Below are 19,090 nucleotides of genomic sequence, written 5' to 3'. Positions count from 1 at the left end.
ACACCTCCGCTGAGGATCGGGAGACTGCGGAGAAGATCCTCGCGAACCTCGCGCCGCACGCCGGTCCCCGTCAACTCTCCGAGGCTGAGACGAAACTGCTGGGTTGGCTCAACCCCGACGGCAACGAGCCGAAGGATCCCGAGCCCAAAGAACCACGTCGCGAGATCACCCTGGAGCGCCGCAAGGACGGCTTCTGGAAGCTCACCGGCCTGCTCGACGACGAGACCGGCGCCCGGACCGCGGCCGCGCTGGAAGCACACGCCCAGCCACGCCCGGTGGACGAGTTCGGTCAGGCGGATCTGCGGATGAAGTGCGAACGCATGGGCGACGCCTGGGCCGAGCTCCTCGATCTGGCGATCGCCTGCCCGGATCAGCCGGGAACCAGCGGCTACCGGACCTTGGTGCACGTGACCATCGGGCTGGAGGAACTGAAGTCGGGTCTCGGCACCGCGTGTCTCGACTTCGTGGGGACGATGACTGCTCGGGAAGCACGGCTCGCGGCCTGTGATTGCTTGATGTTGCCGGTGGTGATGAGCGGCTCGGGTGAACCGCTGGATATGGGGCGCCTGAGACGGTTCGTCACCCCGGGCCAAAGACGGGCGTTGAACATCCGAGACGGCGGCTGCGCGTTCCCTGGCTGCCACCGGAAACCCAAGAATTGCCACGCTCATCATATCGAGCACTGGGCAGACGGCGGACCGACCGATCTCCGGAACTTGGTGTTGCTGTGCGGCTTCCATCATCGGTTGATTCACCACGGTGACTGGGAAGTACGCATGGCGGCCGATGGGTTACCGGAGTTCATCCCACCTCAATACCGGGATCCGCTCCGACATCCCCGGCGCAACTCCCTGCATCACGTCTAGGCCCCGAGGTGCCCGCCAGCTGTCCAGGCGACGGGCCCCTCGGCATGCCCGACGCCGCGCAGACTCAAGACGCTAAGCCCGGCGCAGCTTCCGGATCACCCCGCGCACCACCAACGGCGTCACGATCGCCACGAACAGCACCAAAGCCGCCCAGCCCCCGAAGCCGCCGAACCCGCCTTCGTCGTAGGCCGCCGGTGCGGCTTCCCGCCAGTTCTTCGAGCCGCCGCCCGCCGATTCCTCGTCGGGGTTCGCCGTCGCGGTCGCGGTCTTGTCGCCGGTGGCCGGGCCGGTGCCGGGCCCGGCGGGCTTGCTCGGCCCGCCCGCACCCGGCCCGGCCGCGGGTTTACCGTTCGGGGCGATGATCCCGGCGGTCACCAGCGGGTCGGGCGGGCTGGTGGCACCCGCGCCGAGGCTGCCGTGGAAGGTCGGGTTGGCGCAGTTGCCCGCGTTCAGCTGCTTCGGCGGCTGCCCGGTGAGCCGCGCGTTGGAGTTCATGATCTCCTGCGACAGGTTCGGCGGCAGCGGCGAGTAGCCGATCCGGGCCATGTTGATCTGGCCGTCGCAGGCGACGTGTTCGAGGAACGCGGTCATGGTGTCGGTCTTGCCCTGGTCGCCGTAGCCGCCGCGGCAGGTGTCCCGGCCGCTCGTGCACGGCATCATGATGTAGGAGTACGCGGAAATCGGGTACGTCTTCGGATCCGTGTTCGAGTAGACCTTGTCGAGTTTCTGGCTCAGGTCCGGGCGGAGTTCCGCGAACTTCAGCGCGGAGGCGATGTTCTCCGCGTAGGGCTGCGTGTACTGGCCCGCGCCGTTCTGCACCCAGGCCGCAGGCACGTTGTGGCGCTGCGCGTAGGCGAATTCGTCGTAGGCGATGGAGAACGGGATGGTCGCCTTGCCGATGGCCTGCGCGATCTGGTCCGAGTCGGCGAGCAGCCGGTACCAGTCCGCGTCCGGCCCCCGTTCGGGGAGCTGGATCGGGCGCACTCCGGCGGGCAGGCTGCCCATCCCGTTGCCGACGTTGCGGGAGACGAAACGCTGGTAGGCGTCGGGGGCCGCGTGCGCGATGAAGTCGTAGAACAGCGCCGTCGTGCCGGATTGCCCGGTCCTGCCGACGAGCGTGATGGGCTGGTCCGGCAACGACTTCCCGCCGTTGGTCGCGGTGATCGCCGGATCGCTCCAGCGGGTGATGTCCCGGCTGAAGATCCGGCCGATCACCTCGCGGGTGAGATGCAGGTAGTCGACCCGCTTCCCGGCCTGGTCGGTGACGTTGTACATGACGGCGACCGCGCCGGCGACGTCCGGGACGTACTGGTAGCCGCGGGTCTGCGCGGTCACGCCGCCACCGCCGGCCGCGAGGAGCGACGACACTTCGGCCTCGGTCCCGCCGAAGTCGACCGTCCGGTCGCCGTACTGGTTGACCCCGGCGGGTGAGTTGGTGGCCGAATAGTTGACCGGGATACCCCGCGACGTCGCGCCGTTCTGCCAGTCGGTCATCGCCACGCCGACGTAACTGGACCCCGAGCCGGTGACCCGGCTGAGCGCCGCCGCGCCGGGCGCGCCCGCCATGGAGATCGAGAGCAGGAGCGCCGAGATCCCGGCCAAGGCGCCCAGCCTGCGCAAGGTCGTCATCCGAATCGCCCGTTCACGTAGTCGTAGGTGCGTTCGTCCGACGGCGCGTTGAAGATCGTGTCCGTCGGGCCGTGTTCGATCACCCGGCCGGGTTCGTTCTCGGCCGCGAGGAAGAACGCGCAGTGATCCGAAACCCGTTGGGCCTGCTGCATGTTGTGCGTGACGATCACGACGGTCACCTCGTGCCCGATCTCGGCGATCGTCTGCTCGATCCGCCGGGTGGACGTCGGGTCGAGCGCGGAGCACGGTTCGTCCATCAGCAGCACGTTCGGCTGCACCGCGAGCGAACGGGCGATGCAGAGCCGCTGCTGCTGTCCGCCGGACAGGGCGCCGCCGGGCGAGCTCAGCCGATCGCGGACCTCACGCCACAGCCCGGCGCGTTCGAGACTCTGTTCCACGAGTGCGTTCTTGTCGTCGCATTTGACGCCGGCGAGTTTCAGTCCCGCGAGCACGTTGTCCCGGATGGACATCGCCGGGAACGGGTTCGGCTTCTGGAACACCATGCCGATGCGCAGCCGGACCTGCTGCGGCCGGGTCCCGTCGGCGTAGATGTCCTGGCCGTCCAGCAGAACCTCGCCGGTCAGCGACGCCGACGGGACGAGCTCGTGCATGCGGTTGAGGATGCGCAGGAAGGTCGACTTGCCACAGCCCGACGGGCCGATCAGCGCGGTCACCTCTTTGGCGGGCATCCGCAAAGACACGCCTTCGAGGACCAGCCGGTCGCCGAACCAGGCGCCGATCTCGCGCGACTCGAGTTCCGCCGCACCGGGCGGGGGACCGCCGGTCAGGGTGACCTGCGGCCTGCCGTCCACAGTGGACAAATCGATGGTGTCGGTCACCGGTTCTCCTTCGTTCTTTTCGCCTTGCGCTTCGACCGGTCGCGCCCGACGATCCGCGCGATCGCGAACAGGCCGAAGATGAGCAGGATCAGCACGAGCGCGCCGACGTAACCGCGCTGCTGGACGTTTTCCAGTGGCTGCTTGATGAAGCGGAAGATGAACAGCGGGATGCTCTCCTGCGGCGCGGAGAACGGGTTGGCGTTCATCGCGAGCGAGCCGAACGAAGTGAACAGCAGCGGTGCCGTTTCCCCCGCCACCCTGGCGATGCCGAGGATCACGGCGGTCGTGACGCCGGTGCGCGCGGTGGGCAGGACCACCGACCACACCGTCCTCGCCCGGCTCGCGCCGAGTGCCAGCGACGCCTCGCGCAGGCCGTCCGGGACCAGCCGGAGCACCACGTCCACGGTCCGCGTCACCGTCGGCAGCATGACCATCGTCAGCGCCAACGTGGCCATCAAACCGTTGTAGCTGAACAGTCCCACGCCCGCCTGGATACCGGGGATGATCAGCGCCGCGTAGATGAACAAGCCGGCCACGATCGACGGCAGACCGCTCATCGCGTCGACCATGATCCGCACCGGACGGCGGAACCGCGACCGGGTCTCGTTCAGGAAGATCGCGGTGAGCACGCCCAGCGGAACGACGAACACCAGGGTCAGCGCGGTCTGCTGGAGGGTGCCGACGACCGCGTGCAGACCACCGGTCGCGGTGACCGGATCGGTCGGCGCGACCGCGGACATGTCGTGGGTGAAGAAACCCAGCCGCAGGTACGGCGCGCCCTCGATCACGATGTAGGTCAACAGGAACAGCAAGGGCACGAGCAGGGTGAGCGCCCCGGAGACCACGATCGTCGACACGATCCGGTCCGACGCGGCCAGTTTGCCAAGACGGTCGCGGGTGACCAGGTAGAGCATCGCCAGGTACAGCAGGTACGCGACGATCAGATCCGCCAGCCAGCCGGGGGAATCCAGCAGCAGATGCATGACGAACCAGGTGAGCAGTGTGGCCGACACCGCGCAGCCGAGCGCCGCCAGCCGGTCCTGCCGGGTGGTCTCCGACGGGCGGCGTTTGACGAGTTTGCGCGGAGCGGACGAGACCGGGGGAGTGGTCGTCGTGGTCATCAGGCATCCACTCCCGCACCGGACCGGCTCTTCGAGATGATCACCGACGCGGTGAAGTTCGTGGCCAGGGTGAAGACGAACAGCACCAGCCCCGCCGCCATCAGTCCGGACAGCGAAAGGCCTGATGCGCCGGAGTTGTTGGCGATGAACCCGGAAATGGTCGCTCCGCCGAACTGGAGGATGTGCTTCGTGATCTCCGGAACCTGGGGCAGCAGCAGGGAAACGGCGATCGTCTCGCCGAGCGCGCGGCCGAGCCCGAGCATCGAACCGCCGATGATGCCGCCCCGGCCGAAGGGCAGCACGACCGTTTTGACCATCCCCCACCGCGTACTGCCCAGCGCGAGCGCCGCTTCCTTTTCCCCGGGCGGGGTCTGCGCGAACACCTCACGGATCACCGAGGTCGTGATCGGCAGGACCATCAGCGAGACCACCAGCCCGGCGATGAACATGGACTGGATGTACAGCGTGTTCTCCTTGGACGCGAACAGCGGGAACCAGCCGAGGTTCTCGGTCAGCCACGTCGAAACGGGGACGATCTGCGGGCCGAGGAAGCTGAATCCCCACAGGCCGTACAACAGGCTCGGGATGGCGGCGAGCAGGTCGACGAGGCCGGTGAGGAAGCCGCGGATCCGGCCGCTGGAGTATTCGGTGATGAACAGCGCCGCGAGGATGCTGAGCGGCACGGCGACCAGGACCGCGATGAGCGCGACCACGATCGTCCCGTAGAGCAGGCCCAGCACGCCGAGTACTCCGGAGGCGGGGTCGAACCGGATGGTGGTGAAGAAGCCGAAACCGCTGTTGTCGAAGGCGGGCCCGGACCGATAGACCAGGAAGAAGCCGATGACCAGGAGGATGCCCAGCATGGCCAGCCCGGCGCCGGTGGTGACCCGGCGGAACGCCCGGTCGGCCCGGGAAAGGACTTCGGTGATCGCCCGCCGCACCGGTGCTCCCGGTGGGGACGGGTCGGGCCGGGGTGGCGCGACGGTCACGAGCGGCCTTCCTTCGTATCGGTGAGCAAACGTGTTCAGGGCACACCACTTCGCCCCTCGATGCGGCCAGTATGTGGTGCACCATCCCGCGAAAGGTGTCCACTCGGAGAACGCCCGACGGGGCGAATGTGAATGTGTGCCGGGGCGGGTCCGGGGACGGTTGACCCCGAACGGGCGACTCGGGGACGTTGGTTTCGGTGCGGTTCGTGATCGAGCCCGCTCTCCGCCGTATGCCCGCGCACCCTGGGGGTCGTTCGTGTTCTTCGTCCGTGCGAGACAAGTCGGGATCTTGCTGATCTGCGGCGTGCTGATGGTCACGGGAGTGTCCGTCCCCGCGGCGCAGGCGCAAGCGCCGTCGAATCCGCCGTACACCCTCAAGACCGAGCCCGCGGATCTGTCGGCGGCCCGCAACGGCGACCCGGTGCGGATCACGGTGTCGGGATTGGCGAGCGGTGCGCAAGCGTCACTGAAGGTCTGTCCCGCGGTCCTGCCGGACAATTTGATCAAGGTCGCCGCGAAACCGCCGTGGAACCGGGAGACTTCCGTCAACGCGCGGGTCAATGCCTACTGCGGAGGGTTGAAGGACGAGTTCATCGCGAACGCGGCGCATATGGACAGCGCCACCGGCCGCCGCAGCAGCAGAACAGGCGACATCGTCGTCGACACCCAGATCCCGCTCGGTTCCTCCACTCCGAAACCGATCATCTGGGACCCGCTGTACACCACCTTCACCAAGAACGCCGAAGGTCAGGCGGACAAGCCGCCCACGGTTTCCTGGGCGGCCAATCCCGACGTCGTCGATCCGGCGACCGGCGCGAAGACCCGCAACAAGTATTCGTTCCGGTGCGACGAGAACAATCCCTGTGCGATCGCGGTCACGATCACCGCGAAGAACGCGGGCGGCGCGTTCGTGACCTGGATCGACAGCTCGATCCGCTTCACGCCGTCGCAGCAGGAGCTGGGCGTCAAAGGGTGCAAGGGAGCCGGTCAGCACACGCTCGGCGCCAGCATGCCGGAGCGGCTCGGCCGGGCCGCGGTCGCCTGGAACCAGGCGCTCTGCGCGCCCACCCAGGCCGAGCAGCCGGTCAACATCGTGAGCGAGACGGAAAACGCCGGCCTGACCGCTTTCGACAAGGGCACCTCGGATCTCGTCGTCACCGGCAGCGGGAACGCGCTCGCCGGCCAGACCGTCCGGGACCGGCAGTACATCCCGGTCGGGATCAACGCGGCCGTCGTGGCCGCCGTCGGCTGGTCGCCGACAGACACCGACGACAACGGGAACTCGCTCAACGCGAAGTTCACCGGCACCCTGCGGTTCACCCACGACGAACTGGCGAACATGATCACCAAGGGTGGGCAGGAACCCGATCTGGACGGCCGGGGCGGCATCTTCCGGAACGGCTCCCCACTCGTGAACCGCAATCCCGGGCTCGTCTCCGTCACGAGAGAGAACGAGGCGAACGCGGCCAGGGCGAGGGCGGGCGCCGAGAGCCTGGACTTCTTCGGGGTGACCGGGGAATCCGGACCGGGCACCGTCCCGTTCGCGTTGAGCAAGGTACTCGCGGAGGCCGCGCCGTCGGCCTGGGTGTTCCCGAAGAAGGGAAAGGAATACTTCGGTGAGCTGGACGGGAAGTCGCCAGGGGTGATCTCCGATCTGAACGCGCTCGACCCCGGCGCCTTTTCGCTGCACAACGTCGACGCGAAAACCGGTCAGCTCGCCGTGCGCAAGACGGTGCAGAACGGTGTCGTGGGAACGGGATTCGTCTGCACCGGCGGTTGTATGAGCTGGGTGATCACCGATCTCGCGACGGCGAGGGCCTATGGCTGGGCACCGGTCGCGGTCCCGGACGGCAAGGGGAACTTCGTCGCGCCGACCAAGGAAAGCCTGCAGCTGGCCGCCGATTCGATGCAGGTCGGCGCGGACGGGACCGTGCAGCCGGGCACGGTGACCAAGGACGGCGCGTATCCGCTGACCTTCGTGGAGTACCTGGCCGCGCCGGTCAATCCGTTGATCGACGCGACCTGCAAGCCGATGACCGAGAAGCAGGCGCAGCTGAAGGCGGTCGCCGAACTGGCGAGCGGCTACGGCCAGTCGCTGCTCCCGCCGGGGATGACCCCGTTGAGCCCCGGCCTGGCGGCCACCGTTCCCGCGCGAGTGGCCAAGATCGGCACCGGGACGGTCCAAGAAGCCTGCCAGGAAAGGGAAGAAGCGAAGAACCCGCCACCCGCGGGCGGGACCGGTGCCACGACGGCCGCCAATTCCTCGTTGACCGGCCCCAGCGGGGGAACGGGTTCACCGGCCGGGACGTCGTCGCCCGCGGCCGCCACCGGACCCGCCGCCGCGGCCGCTCCGACCCCGGAAAGCGTGCTGGCCGCCAAGAATCTCGCCGAGTCGATCGACATCCCGAAGTTCGCCGGGGCCGGGGTGCTGGGCGCGCTCGTTCCCTTGGTGGCGCTGGTGATCCTGGCGACGCTCCCGTCCGCGACGGCGTACGTCGCCGCCGGGCGCCCGGTGCCGAGGTGGCTGGTCGTCGCGCTGGCCGAGATCGCCGCCGCGTTCTCGATGCTCTTCGGTCTCCTGCGGCGGAAGACGGCCGGAGGCGCGGCGTGAGCACCACCGTCGAAGAGAGGCAGGGCGAACCGGAAACCCGTTTCCTGGATTTCGGCCCGGGATGGATCGGCGCCGTCCTCGCCGCCTGGCTGGTCACCACCTTGGTGGCACTGGCGCTGGTCGTCTACGCGCTGGGGCCGATGCTTCAGGCGAGTGATCAGCGGAAGGCACTGGGCGAGATCCGCGGTGAGATCGGCTTGGCGCTGGGCGCCAGTCGAAGCCTCTTCGGCGCCGCTCCGCCCGCCGAGCCGGTCGAGTTCGGCAAGCCGGTCGCGGTGCTGGAGATCCCCGCGCTGAAGGTGCAGCAGGTCGTCGTCGAAGGCGCGTCGAGCGGCGAAACCGCGTCCGGGCCGGGCCACGTGCCGGGCACCGCCGGGCCGGGGCAGCCGGGCAACTCCGCGATCGTGGCGCGCAACGCGGGTTACGGCGGCCCGTTCGGTTCGCTGGACGCGCTGGAGCCCGGGGACGAGATCGTCGTCGCGACGACCCAGGGCAAGTCCGTCTACCGGGTGACCGAGAAGGCCACCCGCCCGCTCGACGAGGGAACCGACTACGGCAAGACCCAGAACGACCGGCTGACCTTGGTGACCTCGGCGTCGTGGTGGCCGCTGGCGTCGGCGGAAGCGACCGTGGTGACCGCGGTGATGGAGGGCAGGCCGTTCCGGCCCACCCCGCAGAACGGCAAGGCGGACACCCAGGACGGCCGGACCGGTGACGGCGACGCGTGGGCCGGGCTCGTGCTGGCCTTCGGCGGATTCGTGGCGGCCGCGGCCGGGGCGACGTTCCTCTACCGCCGGTGGCGGCCGGTTTCCACCTACGTCATCACCGGCCCGGTGCTGCTCACCCTGGCGGCGCTGGCGGCTTTGGCGCTTTGGCGACTGTTTCCGGCTTGGACTTAGCGCGATTTCGGTCTTTCGGACCGAAATCACTCCCACGATGTGGATCTTCCCCCGATACCGACTTTGGTCGGTGGACTCCTCACTGATCGCTCTTTAGATTCTCCCCATTACACCCGGTCAGGGGTAATTCATTCGGGCAACCGAAGGGATTCCTGTTACGGGCTGTGCCGTGTGGGAACAGGGAGAGAATTCAATGAGCAGATTCAGCCGGGTGGTCACATGCTCGGTTCCGGTCGCGGTCGGCGCTTTGCTGCTGTCGACGGCGGTTTCGGGTGCCCAGCCGTCGGAAGAGGTGCGCACCCAGGCCGGGATCAGCGCCCTGCAGAGCATCAAGAAGAGCCTCACCCCGGCTGAGCGCAAGCAGTCGAGTCAGCTCGTCGTCGAGAAGCGCCTGCGGGCCGACAAGGGCCTGGCGGGCAAGCTGCCCGAGTACCGGACCGGGCTGGGCGTCAGCGACGCCGGCACGGTCGCGGTGGACATCAAGGGTGCCGGACAGTCCCTGGTGGACGCCGTCAAGGCGGCGGGCGGCACCGTCCGTTACGCCTCTCCCGCCGGCGCGATCCGCGCCGACCTCCCCCTGAACGCCGTCGACGCGATCGCCGGACGCGGGGACGTCGCCGAGGTCAAGGCCGCTTCGCAGGCCATGACCTGGAACGAATCCGCGCCGCAGGACCGGCGGCAGGCCGCGGTCAAGCAGACCGCCGCCGCGCTGCAGGTCGCCGAGGGCGACAAGGCGCACGGCAACGACACCGCCCGCACGAAGTACGGCGTCACCGGCGCGGGCCAGAAGGTCTGCGTGCTTTCCGACGGCATCAAGTCGCTGAAGGCCTCCCAGACCGCCGGCGAGCTCCCCGCCGTCGACGTGCTCCCCGGCCAGGCGGGCAGCGGTGACGAGGGCACCGCGATGCTGGAGATCATCCACGACATGGCGCCCGGCGCCGCGCTCGGCTTCGCCACCGCGTTCACCAGCGAGCAGAGCTTCGCCGACAACATCCGCGCCCTGCGGAACACCGGCAAGTGCACGATCATCGTCGACGACGTCTCCTACTTCGACGAGTCGCCGTTCCAGGACGGCCCGGTCGCGCAGGCCGTCAACGACGTGACCGCGAACGGCGCGCTCTACTTCTCCTCCGCGGGGAACTCGGGCAACCTGACCGACGGCACCAGCGGCTACTACGAGGGCGACTTCCGCGGCTCCGGCAGCAAGATCTCCGGGACCACCGGGACGCCGCACGACTTCGACCCGAGCGCCACGACCCAGCTGTACAACGCGCTTTCGCCGAACTCGGTCGGCCGCTACGTCACCCTGTTCTGGTCCGACCCGTGGGGCAAGGCCACCAGCGACTACGACCTGTTCGTGCTGAACTCGTCCGGTGCGGTCGTCGCCTCCAGCGAGGGCGCGCAGAACGGCACCCAGAACCCGTACGAGATCGCCCAGGTCCCGGCCAGCGGTTCGGGCTTCAAGGTCGCCGTGGTCAAATACAGCGGCTCCGACCGGTTCATCGCGCTCAACGTGATCCGCGGCCGCTTCGTCGCCTCGGGTGACCTGAAAGCCTTCAGCACCAACGGTGTCACCTCCGGCCACTCGGCGGCGGTCAACGCCTTCAGTGTCGCGGCCGCCCCGGCCGCCGGTGCCTTCGGTCGCGCGCTCGAAGCCGGTGACCCGGCGAACCCGGCCGGTCCGTACCCGGGCCTGTTCACCGCCGCGAGCAAGTGGGAGCGGTTCACTTCGGACGGTCGCCGTCACCAGTTCTACAACCCGGACGGTTCGGTGATCACCCCCGGCAACGTGTCCTCGACCGGTGGTGCGACGCGGAACAAGCCGGACATCACCGCGGCCGACGGCGTCGCGACCTCGGTGAGCGGTTTCCAGCCGTTCTTCGGCACTTCGGCCGCCGCGCCGAGCGCCGCCGCCATCGCCGCGCTGCTCAAGCAGGGCAAGCCGGCCGCGACCCCGGCGGAGATCCGCAACGCGCTCGTGTCGACCGCGATCGACCTCGGTGCGCCGGGCTTCGACCCGGTCACCGGCGCGGGCGTGATCATGACCGGCCCGGCGCTCGCCGCGCTGGGCGTCGCCCCCAAGTAGTCCTGTAGCGCGTGAAGGCCCCCTTCCCTCGGCTCAGCTGAGGGAAGGGGGCCTTCACGCGCTAGGAGGGGGTCAGGACTTGACGCAGGACAGGCCGTTCGGGCCCGACACGGTCAGGAAGCCGTACCGCTTGATGGTGGTGGCGAGCTGGCCACCGCACAGCGGGCTGGCGGTCGAGGCGGTGTCACCGGCGGCGAAGCCGACGGCGCGCTGGGCCTGGTCGTAGCTCGGCGTGCGGGTGTCGAGCACGTGGTAGACGCTGCGCGAGCCCAGGAACGCCGTGGTGAAGGCCGGGGTGTAGTTGCCTGCCGAACCGGCGACCGGGGAGCCGTCGAAGCCGGCACCGGTCAGCGGGTTCACGGTGAAGCCCGCGCGCTTGTCCGCGGTCACCGCGTTGCCCTGGGCGATCCACTGCGCGATGGAGAACGGTGCGATCGCGTTGGCGCGGTCGCCGGCGGGGATCGAGTTGCCGTCGTGCTCCTGGAACCGCTTGATGGTGACCGGCTTGGTGGTGGGGTCGAAGCCGAGGACGGTGGTGGTGAAGAAGCTCAGCGTGCCGGAGCCGGTCTGGGGCAGGTAGACGACGATGGCGGCGTTGGCGCCACCGACCTGGTTCCAGTTGGTGATGGAGCCGTCGTAGATGCCGCGCAGCTGCGCCAGCGTGAGGGTCAGGCCCGCACCCGAACCGGTCGCCGAGGAGGACCAGGTGACACCGTCGGTGGCGAAGGCGTAGTACTCGAACGACGCGGGGTCGGACGAGCCGCGGGGCGACGACGACCGCGCGATGTCGATCTTGCCGTCGGCCGCGTCACCGGAGGCCTTGAGCGCGGCCTTGCCCTGGGAAGAACCGTTCGGCGGCAGGGTGGTCGTGGTGTTGTAGACGACCTCGTCGGCGTACAGGTCACCGGGAACGGTGAAGGTCGCGCCCGGGGCGAGCAGCGGCGGGACGTTGACGTGGTTGTCGGGGTCGCTGTTCCAGGCCGCGCCGTTGGCGTTGGCCAGGATCGCGCCGGTGATGTCGACGGTGGTGTCCGAGCCCGCCGCGGCCAGGACGTCTTCGAGGCCGTTGGCCGGGGCGACCGCCGAGGCGGTGCCGGTCAGGGTGAGGCAGGCACACGCGGCGATGGCGGTGGCGCCGAGAAACCGAGTGGTACGAGCACGCATCTTGTTTGCACTCTTTCTCTAGTCCCCAAGTAGTCGCGGGATTCCGTGACTTGGCACAATCCTCGCTCCGCAACACTGTCCGGCGGCGGTGCTTCGCGTTCCCGCCCGACGTCATGGTGGTTAATCTCCGGGGAACGCACTTTCCGTGATCGGCCGTCACGGAGAACGATTCGGTGAATGTCCGCCGGAATCGCGACGGTATTTCCGGCGCCAATCGGCGATCGTCTCGATTCCTTCGCCGATGGACGCTTCGGTGGTGGCCGAGCGGAACCGGTCGAGGCCGCGCTGGGCCTCGATACGCCGTCCGTAGGCATGGCTGGCGATCGCGACGAGCCGGTCGCCGGTGTGCAGCCGCCACCGCCAGCGGCCGCCGCTGAGATGACTGAAATCGCTGGTCAATTCGGAAATATGAGTACTGAGCCAAGCGATCGCGACAAGGCATTCCTCGGCTCGCGGATAGTCGTCGGGCGCCGAACCCAGCGACACGTTGTTGCCGCCGAGCAACCGCCATCGAAGGGTCTGCTCGCCGGTCTGGACGAGTTGAAAGCGTGGATTCTTCGGTGCTGAATTCCCCCTGGTCACATCCCGTGAATCGCCTCGATGCGGTGAAGGGGTTACCGGTTTCGCTTAAGGCGCGACGGCCGCCGGGTGAACGTTTTCCCCCGGCGGCGGCGCGCTAGCCTGAACGGACGCGGGTAATCGGAAAACAATCACCGAGCCGGATCGGTCCGGCACGGTCTGCGAGGAGGATCGATGGGCAACGGCAGGATCGCGGTCGTCACCGGGGCGGGTTCCGGGCTCGGCAGGGAGATCTCCCGCGCGTTGCTCGGCGCCGGTTACCGGGTCGCCCTCGCCGGCCGCCGCGCGGACGCGCTGGCCGAGACAGCCGGCGGCGCGGCGGACGCGCTTCCCGTGCCCACCGACGTCGCCGACCCCGATTCCGTCGCCGCCTTGTTCGAGACGGTCCGCGCGGAGTGGGGGCGGCTGGACCTCCTGGTGAACAACGCGGGTGTGTCGGTGGGCGGGACGGTCGACGAACTGTCCTTCGCGGACTGGAAACGCGCCGTCGACACCAACCTGACCGGGATGTTCCTGTGCGCGCAGCAGGCCGTGCGGCTGATGAAGGCGCAGGACCCGCGCGGCGGCCGGATCATCAACAACGGTTCCATCTCCGCGCACGCGCCGCGCCCCGCGTCCGTCGCCTACACCGCGACGAAACACGCGGTCACCGGGCTGACGAAGTCGATCTCCCTCGACGGCCGCGCCTGGAACGTCGCATGTGGACAGATCGACATCGGCAACGCCGCCACCGAGATGACCTCGCGGATGGCCGACGGGATCCCGCAGGCCGACGGCAGCGTCAAGGCCGAGCCGACCTTCGACGCCCGGCACGTCGCGGACGCCGTGCTGTACATGGCCGGACTGCCGCTGGACGCGAACGTGCAGTTCCTGACCGTCACGGCGACCACGATGCCGTACATCGGGCGGGGCTAGGCCCTCACGGGATCACCTTCGCCTTCCGGAACTCGTCGAACAGCCGGAAGAACATCTCCGGCGTCTCGGCGTACTCGTGGAAACCGGCCCGCCGGGCCTTCGAGCCGTCCGCGAACATGTCGTAATCCCAGCCGAACACGAAGTCCGCGAACGCCCACGACGACGAAACGGCGCTGTACGGCACTTCGAGGCCGTACTTCGCGGCGATGGAGGTCCAGAGTTCTTCCTTGTCCGCCATGACGACGTCCAGCGACATCGGCAGCGGCGGCGCCACCTCCAGGTCGAAGTAGCGCGCGATCCGCGGCCAGAGGTCGTTCCACCGGAACAGATCCCCGTTCGCGATGTTGTACGCCTCGTTCTCCGAGCCGGTGGCCCACACGGTGGCCTTCGCCAGCAGTCCGGCGTCGGTCATCTCCAGGAGGCTGTCGTACGCGCCGGGTTTGCCGGGGAACCGCAGCGGCAGGCCGAGTTCCTTCGAGATCGACGCGTAGACCGCGATGGCCAGCGCCAGGTTCATCGGGTTGCCCAGCGCGGTGCCGCCGACCACCGACGGCCGGATCGCCGACCACGTCCAGGATTTCCCGGCTTGTCGCTTCTCCAGGAACTGCTGCTGGTCCACGTTGAACTCGGGCGGCATATGCCCGGCGTCGTCCTCGCGCGCCGGGGTCTTGAACGGGCCGAGGTGGGCGCCGTAGACCTTGTAACCCTGCATGAGGCTGATGTGCCGCAGGCCGGGCGCGACGGGCTCGATCGCGTCGACGAGGTTGGTCAGCATCGCCAGGTTCGGCGGGACCAATTCGGCCCAGGTCGGCTTGTCGACATAGGCCGCGTAGAACACGTGCGTGACGTCGTCCAGGCCGCCGAGTTTCGCGCGGGTGTCGTCCGCGTCGAGGAGATCGACCGCGATCTGGCCCGGGCCGCCACGCCGCGACAGGCCGATGACGCGCCAGCCGGGCAGGGTCTCCAGGTGTGCGATCAGGTTCTTGCCGATGACCCCGTTGGCCCCGGCGACCAGGGCGACCTTGCTTTCTTCGTTCATGTCATCGAGCCTGGACCAGACCGAGAGATAAGTCCAAGGCATAGATCTCACGGCTCCGATAAACTCTCTTCATGACAAGTCTGCGGCAGCTCGAATACCTGGTGACCGTCGTCGACACCGGCTCCTTCACCAAGGCCGCCGAGTTGCTGCACGTGACGCAGCCCGCGCTGTCGCATCAGGTGCGCGCACTGGAGAAGGGCGTCGGCGGCCCGCTGCTCGAACGGTTGCCGCGCAGCGTCCGGCTCACCCCGATGGGCCGCGCCATGCTGCCGCACGCGCGCGCCACCCTCGCCGACGCCGAACGCGCGCGGTGCGCGGCCCGGCAGGCGTCGGGGCTGGAAGCGGGCGAACTGCAGATCGCGACGGTCTATTCGGTCGGCCTCGGGGTCCTTCCCCCGGCGTTGCGGGTGTGGCGCCGCGAGCGGCCCGACGTCGACGTCCGGCTGGTGGAGTTCCGGCACGCGGACGAACTCAGGGAGGCGATGGCGGCGGGGGAGGCCGACGTCGCGGTCGGCCCGGTCCCGCCGGACTGGGACGGGCCGGTGCGCGAACTCGGGGTCGAGGAATTCGTCGTCGTCCTGCCGATCGACGGGCCGCGCGAGGACGACGGCACCGGCGTCGTCGACCTGGCGACCCTCGCCGACTGCGCGTGGGTGCACTACGCGCCGGGCAACGGGCTGGCCGACCTCGTCGACCAGGCCTGCGCCGCGGCGGGATTCCAGCCGAGGGCGGCGGTCCGCACCGAGCAGAGCGCGGCCGCGCCGATGCTCGCGGCGGCGGGTCTCGGCCCCGCGCTGGTCCCGGCCAACGTGCTGCCCGAAGGTTTCCGCGGCCGGGTCCTCCGGCCCGAACCGGCGATCCGCCGCACACTGGCCGCCTATTGCCGCAGCACGCCCGACCCGCTGACCTCGGCCTTCATCGACGTCGTGGCGGGCAAGTGCACCCTCGGATCACCGCACGGAAATCCCTGAGAGGTCCACACCGCCGAACGTCGTCGCCTTGACGTCGCCGACCCGGTCCGCCCAGACGGCGTGCCCGTGCCCGGACCACAGCGGTACCACCGGGAGATCCCGCAGCAACTGGTTCTCCACCAGCCGGTAGATCTCGCCGCTTTCGCCCGCGTCGGTCTCCTCGGCCGATTTCAGCAGGTCGGCGAATCCGTCGCTGGCGTAGCCGGTCGCCTTCACGATTCCGGCCAGCACTTCCTGTGGGCTCGGCGTCGTCAGGGCCATGTCGATCGCGAACGGTCCTTGTCCGGGCTCCGGGGCGAGCGGGACGCCGACGGCCTTGCCGACCTGCTCCGCGAGCGGCCGCTGCCAGCTCGCCTGTGACTGTCCGAAGTGGACAGGTGTGGCCGGGAACTCCGCCTGGGTCAGCAGGGATTTCCCGGCTCCGGCGTCGAACGTGCAGGGGCGGCAGGTGCTGCTGCGTTCACCGGGGGCGACCGCGGGCGGCAGCAGCGACTTCGCCGGATCCACCTGCTTGCCGAGCGCGCCGGCCTCCAGTGTCGCGCGGTCGATGCCGAGCGCGAAGCCGTGCCGGACGGTCGCGTCGGAGAAATGCGGTGCGCTCAAGGGAAAGCCGAGGTAGGCGGCGGTGGGCAGGGCCCACATCACATGCCGCTGCGCGAAATCCGCGTGCATGGCCTCGTGGCGATCGCCGGGGACGAACGTGGACAGGTCGAGCTTCCCGGCCTTGACCTCGTCGTACTGTGCCGCTGCGTCACCGGTCTTCAGCTCGACCACCCGCGCCTTGCCCGGTGTGTCGGCGACCCGGACCAGCTTGCCGCCCGACGGCTGCCACTCGCCGTCCAACCGGAACGGTCCGTTGCCGACCGGCCGCTGCGCGAAGCCCGCCCAATCACGCGAAGCCAGCGCGGACGCGGGCAGCGGGACCAGTGCGGGCGAGGAGAGCAGCGCCGGGACCTGCCCGGACGGCCGGTCGAGCACGAGCCGGATCGTCAGTGGATCGGGTGCGGTGATCTCCTTGGCCCGCAAGAGATCCTTGACCACCCGGGACGCCTGCCACTGCTCCGCACCGATCGCCTTCCAGGTGTCCACATAGGACTGCGCGGTCACCGGGGTGCCGTCGTGGAACGTCCCGCCGTCCTTGAGCTTCACCGTCCACGTGACCCGATCGGGGCTGGAGAACGATTCGGCCGCCCTCGGCGCCGTCTTCCCCGTCGCCGGGTCGTAGTCGGCCAGCGGCGTCCACAATGCGCCGGCGACCATCCGTCCGGACTGGTCGCGGACGTCCGCGGGCAGCAGGGTCGCCGGGGCGGTCAGGCCCACGCGAAGAACGTCCGGTGCGGGCGGTTCGCCGGATTCGGTGCAGCCCGCCGCGACCAGGGCGGCGGCGAGGAGCGGGGCCAGGAGACGCAAGCGCATGGTCATGTCATAGCAGTCCCGCACCGAGCAGTCCCACAAACCAATGGCGGTTGTGCGGGCAAAGTGGCGATCATAAGGTGCAGTGACCAGCCTGGGAGGTTTCTGTGCGAGGAAACTGGTTGCTCCGTTCGTGTTTGGCGCTCACCACGGTCACCGCGACCCTGATCGCCACCGGCCTGCCCGCCGCCGCGTGCGGTGAAGAGGACAAACCGGCCAGTGAGAAGGTCCGGGTCGCCGGTGCGCCTGGTGCGGTGAAGAACGTCAAGGCCGTCGGCAACGTGCCCGACGCGCAAGGCGCCATCGCCATGGGGTTCCTGCAGTACGGCAAGCGTGACGTCATGGCGGTTTCCGGCGAGTTCGGCCTGAAGGTCTACGACCTGACGAAGAACCCCACCGCCCCGAAGCTGATCGGCGAGGTCAGCCTCCCCGGCCTGTGGGAGACCGAAGACACCGAGGTCGACGTCAAACGCAAGCTCGTCTTCCTCGCGCGGGACCCGCGGGCCTACGGCGGCACCACGCAGACCGGCGAGTCCGGTATCTACATCATCGACCTGAAGAACCCGGACAAACCGGTCCTCCTGAGCTACACCAAGGTGCCCGCCGGCCACACGACCAGCTGTGTCGACGACTGCCGGTACCTCTGGACCGGTGGCCCCGCGAAGGCCGCGAACCAGCCCGCGGAGTGGGGCGGCCGCCCGATCTGGGTGACCGATATCCGCGACCCGCGCAACCCCAAGACGTTCCCGAACCCGATCGAACTCGCGCGCAACGACGGCAAGACCGACTACGTGCACGACGTGCAGGTCGACGCCGAGGGCGTGGCGTGGGTGTCCGGGCGAGGCGGCGTCCGCGGCTACTGGACCAACGGCTACCACCGCGATCCCGTACAGGGCAAGGTGCGCCGCGCGACGGCGTTCGACCCCGTGCCGTACGCGGGCGGCGGGATCGAGGAGACGGCGGCGCCGTCGAAGTTCATGCACAACAGCTTCCATCCGGCGGGCCACCGCTCGGCCGACGGCGCCGACTCGAACCGCTGGCGCGGCCGCGACCTTATCTACGCCACCGAAGAGAGCTTCCTCGACGGCTGCGCCGGTGACGGCGTGCTGACGATCTCGTCGCTGCGGAACTCCTACCACGGCGAAGGCTGGCGCTCGACGCCGGAGAAGCCGTTCCGTCTCGAATCCGTCGGCACCTGGAGCGTGGCCGGGCAGGAGGGCAGCGACCCGGCGTCGGGTGACTGCTCCGCGCACTACTTCGACATCCGTGGCAAGGTCCTCGTGCAGTCGTTCTACGCGCAGGGCACGCGCTTCCTCGACGTCAGCGACCCGACCGACCCGAAGCAGATCGCCTACTTCCGCCCGGCGGACGCCAGCGCGTGGGCGCCCTACTGGCACAAGGGTTACGTCTATGTCGCCGACAACACTCGCGGAATCGACATCCTGAAGCTCACCGCCTGAGGCAGGATCTTCCCCATGCGCACCATGGGGAAGATCCTGGGGCTCACGGCCGCGATCGTCCTGATCGCGGCCTGTGACCCGGTCCCGCCGAAGGAAGTGGCCGTCCACACCGATCCGGCGCCGGTCGCCGAGACGTTCCCGGAGGTCGGCGAGATCGTCCAGGCGTCCTGGGTCGAGGAGCGGATGGGCACCTCCGAAGGGCGGGTCGCGGCGCCGGGTCCGTCCGACCTCCGGCTGTCCGCGGCGGTGAAGCTCCGTCGCGAGGCCGTCGCGAAGGTGCTGGCCGACTACAAGTGCCAGGCCGGTTCCCCCACGGTCCCTGAGTCCTTGAAGGGACTCTTCCCAGCCGGGGTGAAGTGGCTTTCCTGCGCGCTGCCCACGACCACGAAGTCGCGGACCGCGTTCGTCGCCGACGGGTCCGAACAGGCCTTCCTCATTTCGACAACCATGTAACGGAGCTGTGGCGAGACTGTCACGCGACTATCACGGCAGCAAGGTGATCCGTTCCT

The 19,090-nt window shown here is 69.1% G+C and carries 16 protein-coding genes; 8 read left to right on the top strand and 8 right to left on the bottom strand.

Going from position 1 to position 19,090, the window contains the following annotated elements; genetic code table 11:
* A partial coding sequence (locus tag AVR91_RS15360) for an HNH endonuclease signature motif containing protein (RefSeq protein WP_228709216.1) occupies nucleotides 1-866 on the top strand: 866 nt, incomplete at its 5' end.
* Nucleotides 867-938: 72 nt separating this feature from the next.
* Here the strand turns inward: AVR91_RS15360 and AVR91_RS15355 are convergent.
* The 4 genes from AVR91_RS15355 to pstC are packed head-to-tail and all read right to left on the bottom strand — an operon-like array spanning nucleotide 939 to nucleotide 5,444.
* Nucleotides 939-2,495 (bottom strand): substrate-binding domain-containing protein, encoded by a 1,557-nt coding sequence (locus tag AVR91_RS15355; protein WP_211282716.1) that lies wholly within the window; start codon nucleotides 2,493-2,495, stop codon nucleotides 939-941.
* Entirely contained in the window at nucleotides 2,492-3,307 is an 816-nt protein-coding gene (locus AVR91_RS15350; RefSeq protein WP_394329954.1) for a phosphate ABC transporter ATP-binding protein, read from the bottom strand. The genes AVR91_RS15355 and AVR91_RS15350 overlap by 4 nt, the downstream gene beginning before the upstream one ends.
* A gap of 23 nt (nucleotides 3,308-3,330) precedes the next feature.
* Nucleotides 3,331-4,455, bottom strand: coding sequence for a phosphate ABC transporter permease PstA (gene pstA, locus AVR91_RS15345; protein ID WP_063273147.1), 1,125 nt, complete (start codon nucleotides 4,453-4,455; stop codon nucleotides 3,331-3,333).
* On the bottom strand, nucleotides 4,455-5,444 hold the full coding sequence (pstC, locus tag AVR91_RS15340; protein WP_063273146.1) for a phosphate ABC transporter permease subunit PstC: 990 nt from the start codon (nucleotides 5,442-5,444) through the stop codon (nucleotides 4,455-4,457). The genes pstA and pstC overlap by 1 nt, the downstream gene beginning before the upstream one ends.
* A gap of 256 nt (nucleotides 5,445-5,700) precedes the next feature.
* On the opposite strand from pstC, the gene AVR91_RS15335 reads away from it, so the two are divergent.
* From AVR91_RS15335 to AVR91_RS15325, 3 genes are all read left to right on the top strand, one after another.
* Nucleotides 5,701-8,055, top strand: a complete 2,355-nt coding sequence (locus AVR91_RS15335; RefSeq protein ID WP_063823125.1) for a hypothetical protein — start codon at nucleotides 5,701-5,703, stop codon at nucleotides 8,053-8,055.
* Nucleotides 8,052-8,954 carry a sortase gene (locus AVR91_RS15330; protein WP_063273145.1) on the top strand — a complete coding sequence of 301 codons (903 nt, stop codon included), beginning with the start codon at nucleotides 8,052-8,054 and terminating at the stop codon, nucleotides 8,952-8,954. Before AVR91_RS15335 ends, AVR91_RS15330 begins: the two co-directional genes overlap by 4 nt.
* A gap of 193 nt (nucleotides 8,955-9,147) precedes the next feature.
* A complete protein-coding gene (locus tag AVR91_RS15325) occupies nucleotides 9,148-11,040 on the top strand; it encodes a S8 family peptidase (protein WP_063273144.1) in 1,893 nt (630 codons plus the stop codon).
* Nucleotides 11,041-11,112: 72 nt separating this feature from the next.
* Here the strand turns inward: AVR91_RS15325 and AVR91_RS15320 are convergent, their stop codons facing one another.
* Together AVR91_RS15320 and AVR91_RS15315 are read right to left on the bottom strand one after the other, a co-directional pair.
* Nucleotides 11,113-12,204: a substrate-binding domain-containing protein gene (locus tag AVR91_RS15320; RefSeq protein ID WP_063273450.1), complete on the bottom strand. Its 1,092-nt coding sequence runs from the start codon at nucleotides 12,202-12,204 to the stop codon at nucleotides 11,113-11,115.
* 156 nt (nucleotides 12,205-12,360) lie between these two features.
* The gene (locus AVR91_RS15315) at nucleotides 12,361-12,786 is read right to left on the bottom strand and encodes a YegP family protein (protein ID WP_063273451.1); all 426 of its coding nucleotides are present in this window, start codon (nucleotides 12,784-12,786) and stop codon (nucleotides 12,361-12,363) included.
* A 171-nt stretch (nucleotides 12,787-12,957) separates the two neighbouring features.
* On the opposite strand from AVR91_RS15315, the gene AVR91_RS15310 reads away from it, so the two are divergent.
* Nucleotides 12,958-13,698: an SDR family oxidoreductase gene (locus AVR91_RS15310; RefSeq protein ID WP_063273452.1), complete on the top strand. Its 741-nt coding sequence runs from the start codon at nucleotides 12,958-12,960 to the stop codon at nucleotides 13,696-13,698.
* 4 nt (nucleotides 13,699-13,702) lie between these two features.
* On the opposite strand, the gene AVR91_RS15305 is transcribed toward AVR91_RS15310, so the two are convergent.
* Entirely contained in the window at nucleotides 13,703-14,737 is a 1,035-nt protein-coding gene (locus AVR91_RS15305) for an SDR family oxidoreductase (RefSeq protein ID WP_063273453.1), read from the bottom strand.
* Nucleotides 14,738-14,808: 71 nt separating this feature from the next.
* Between AVR91_RS15305 and AVR91_RS15300 the strand changes: the two genes are divergently transcribed.
* A complete protein-coding gene (locus AVR91_RS15300) occupies nucleotides 14,809-15,708 on the top strand; it encodes a LysR family transcriptional regulator (protein WP_063273454.1) in 900 nt (299 codons plus the stop codon).
* On the opposite strand, the gene AVR91_RS15295 is transcribed toward AVR91_RS15300, so the two are convergent.
* Entirely contained in the window at nucleotides 15,688-17,130 is a 1,443-nt protein-coding gene (locus AVR91_RS15295; RefSeq protein ID WP_083737583.1) for a peptide ABC transporter substrate-binding protein, read from the bottom strand. The genes AVR91_RS15300 and AVR91_RS15295 overlap by 21 nt on opposite strands.
* Nucleotides 17,131-17,243: 113 nt before the next feature.
* Here AVR91_RS15295 and AVR91_RS15290 point away from each other — a divergent pair, with 113 nt between their 5' ends.
* Nucleotides 17,244-18,581 carry an LVIVD repeat-containing protein gene (locus tag AVR91_RS15290; RefSeq protein WP_063273455.1) on the top strand — a complete coding sequence of 446 codons (1,338 nt, stop codon included), beginning with the start codon at nucleotides 17,244-17,246 and terminating at the stop codon, nucleotides 18,579-18,581.
* 15 nt (nucleotides 18,582-18,596) lie between these two features.
* Entirely contained in the window at nucleotides 18,597-19,034 is a 438-nt protein-coding gene (locus AVR91_RS15285; protein ID WP_063273456.1) for a hypothetical protein, read from the top strand.
* Nucleotides 19,035-19,090: the final 56 nt, after the last annotated feature.

Origin of the sequence: Amycolatopsis keratiniphila subsp. keratiniphila, assembly GCF_001620365.2 — a bacterium.
GTDB lineage: Bacteria > Actinomycetota > Actinomycetes > Mycobacteriales > Pseudonocardiaceae > Amycolatopsis > Amycolatopsis keratiniphila.
This window is presented reverse-complemented; position numbering and strand designations above follow the sequence as displayed.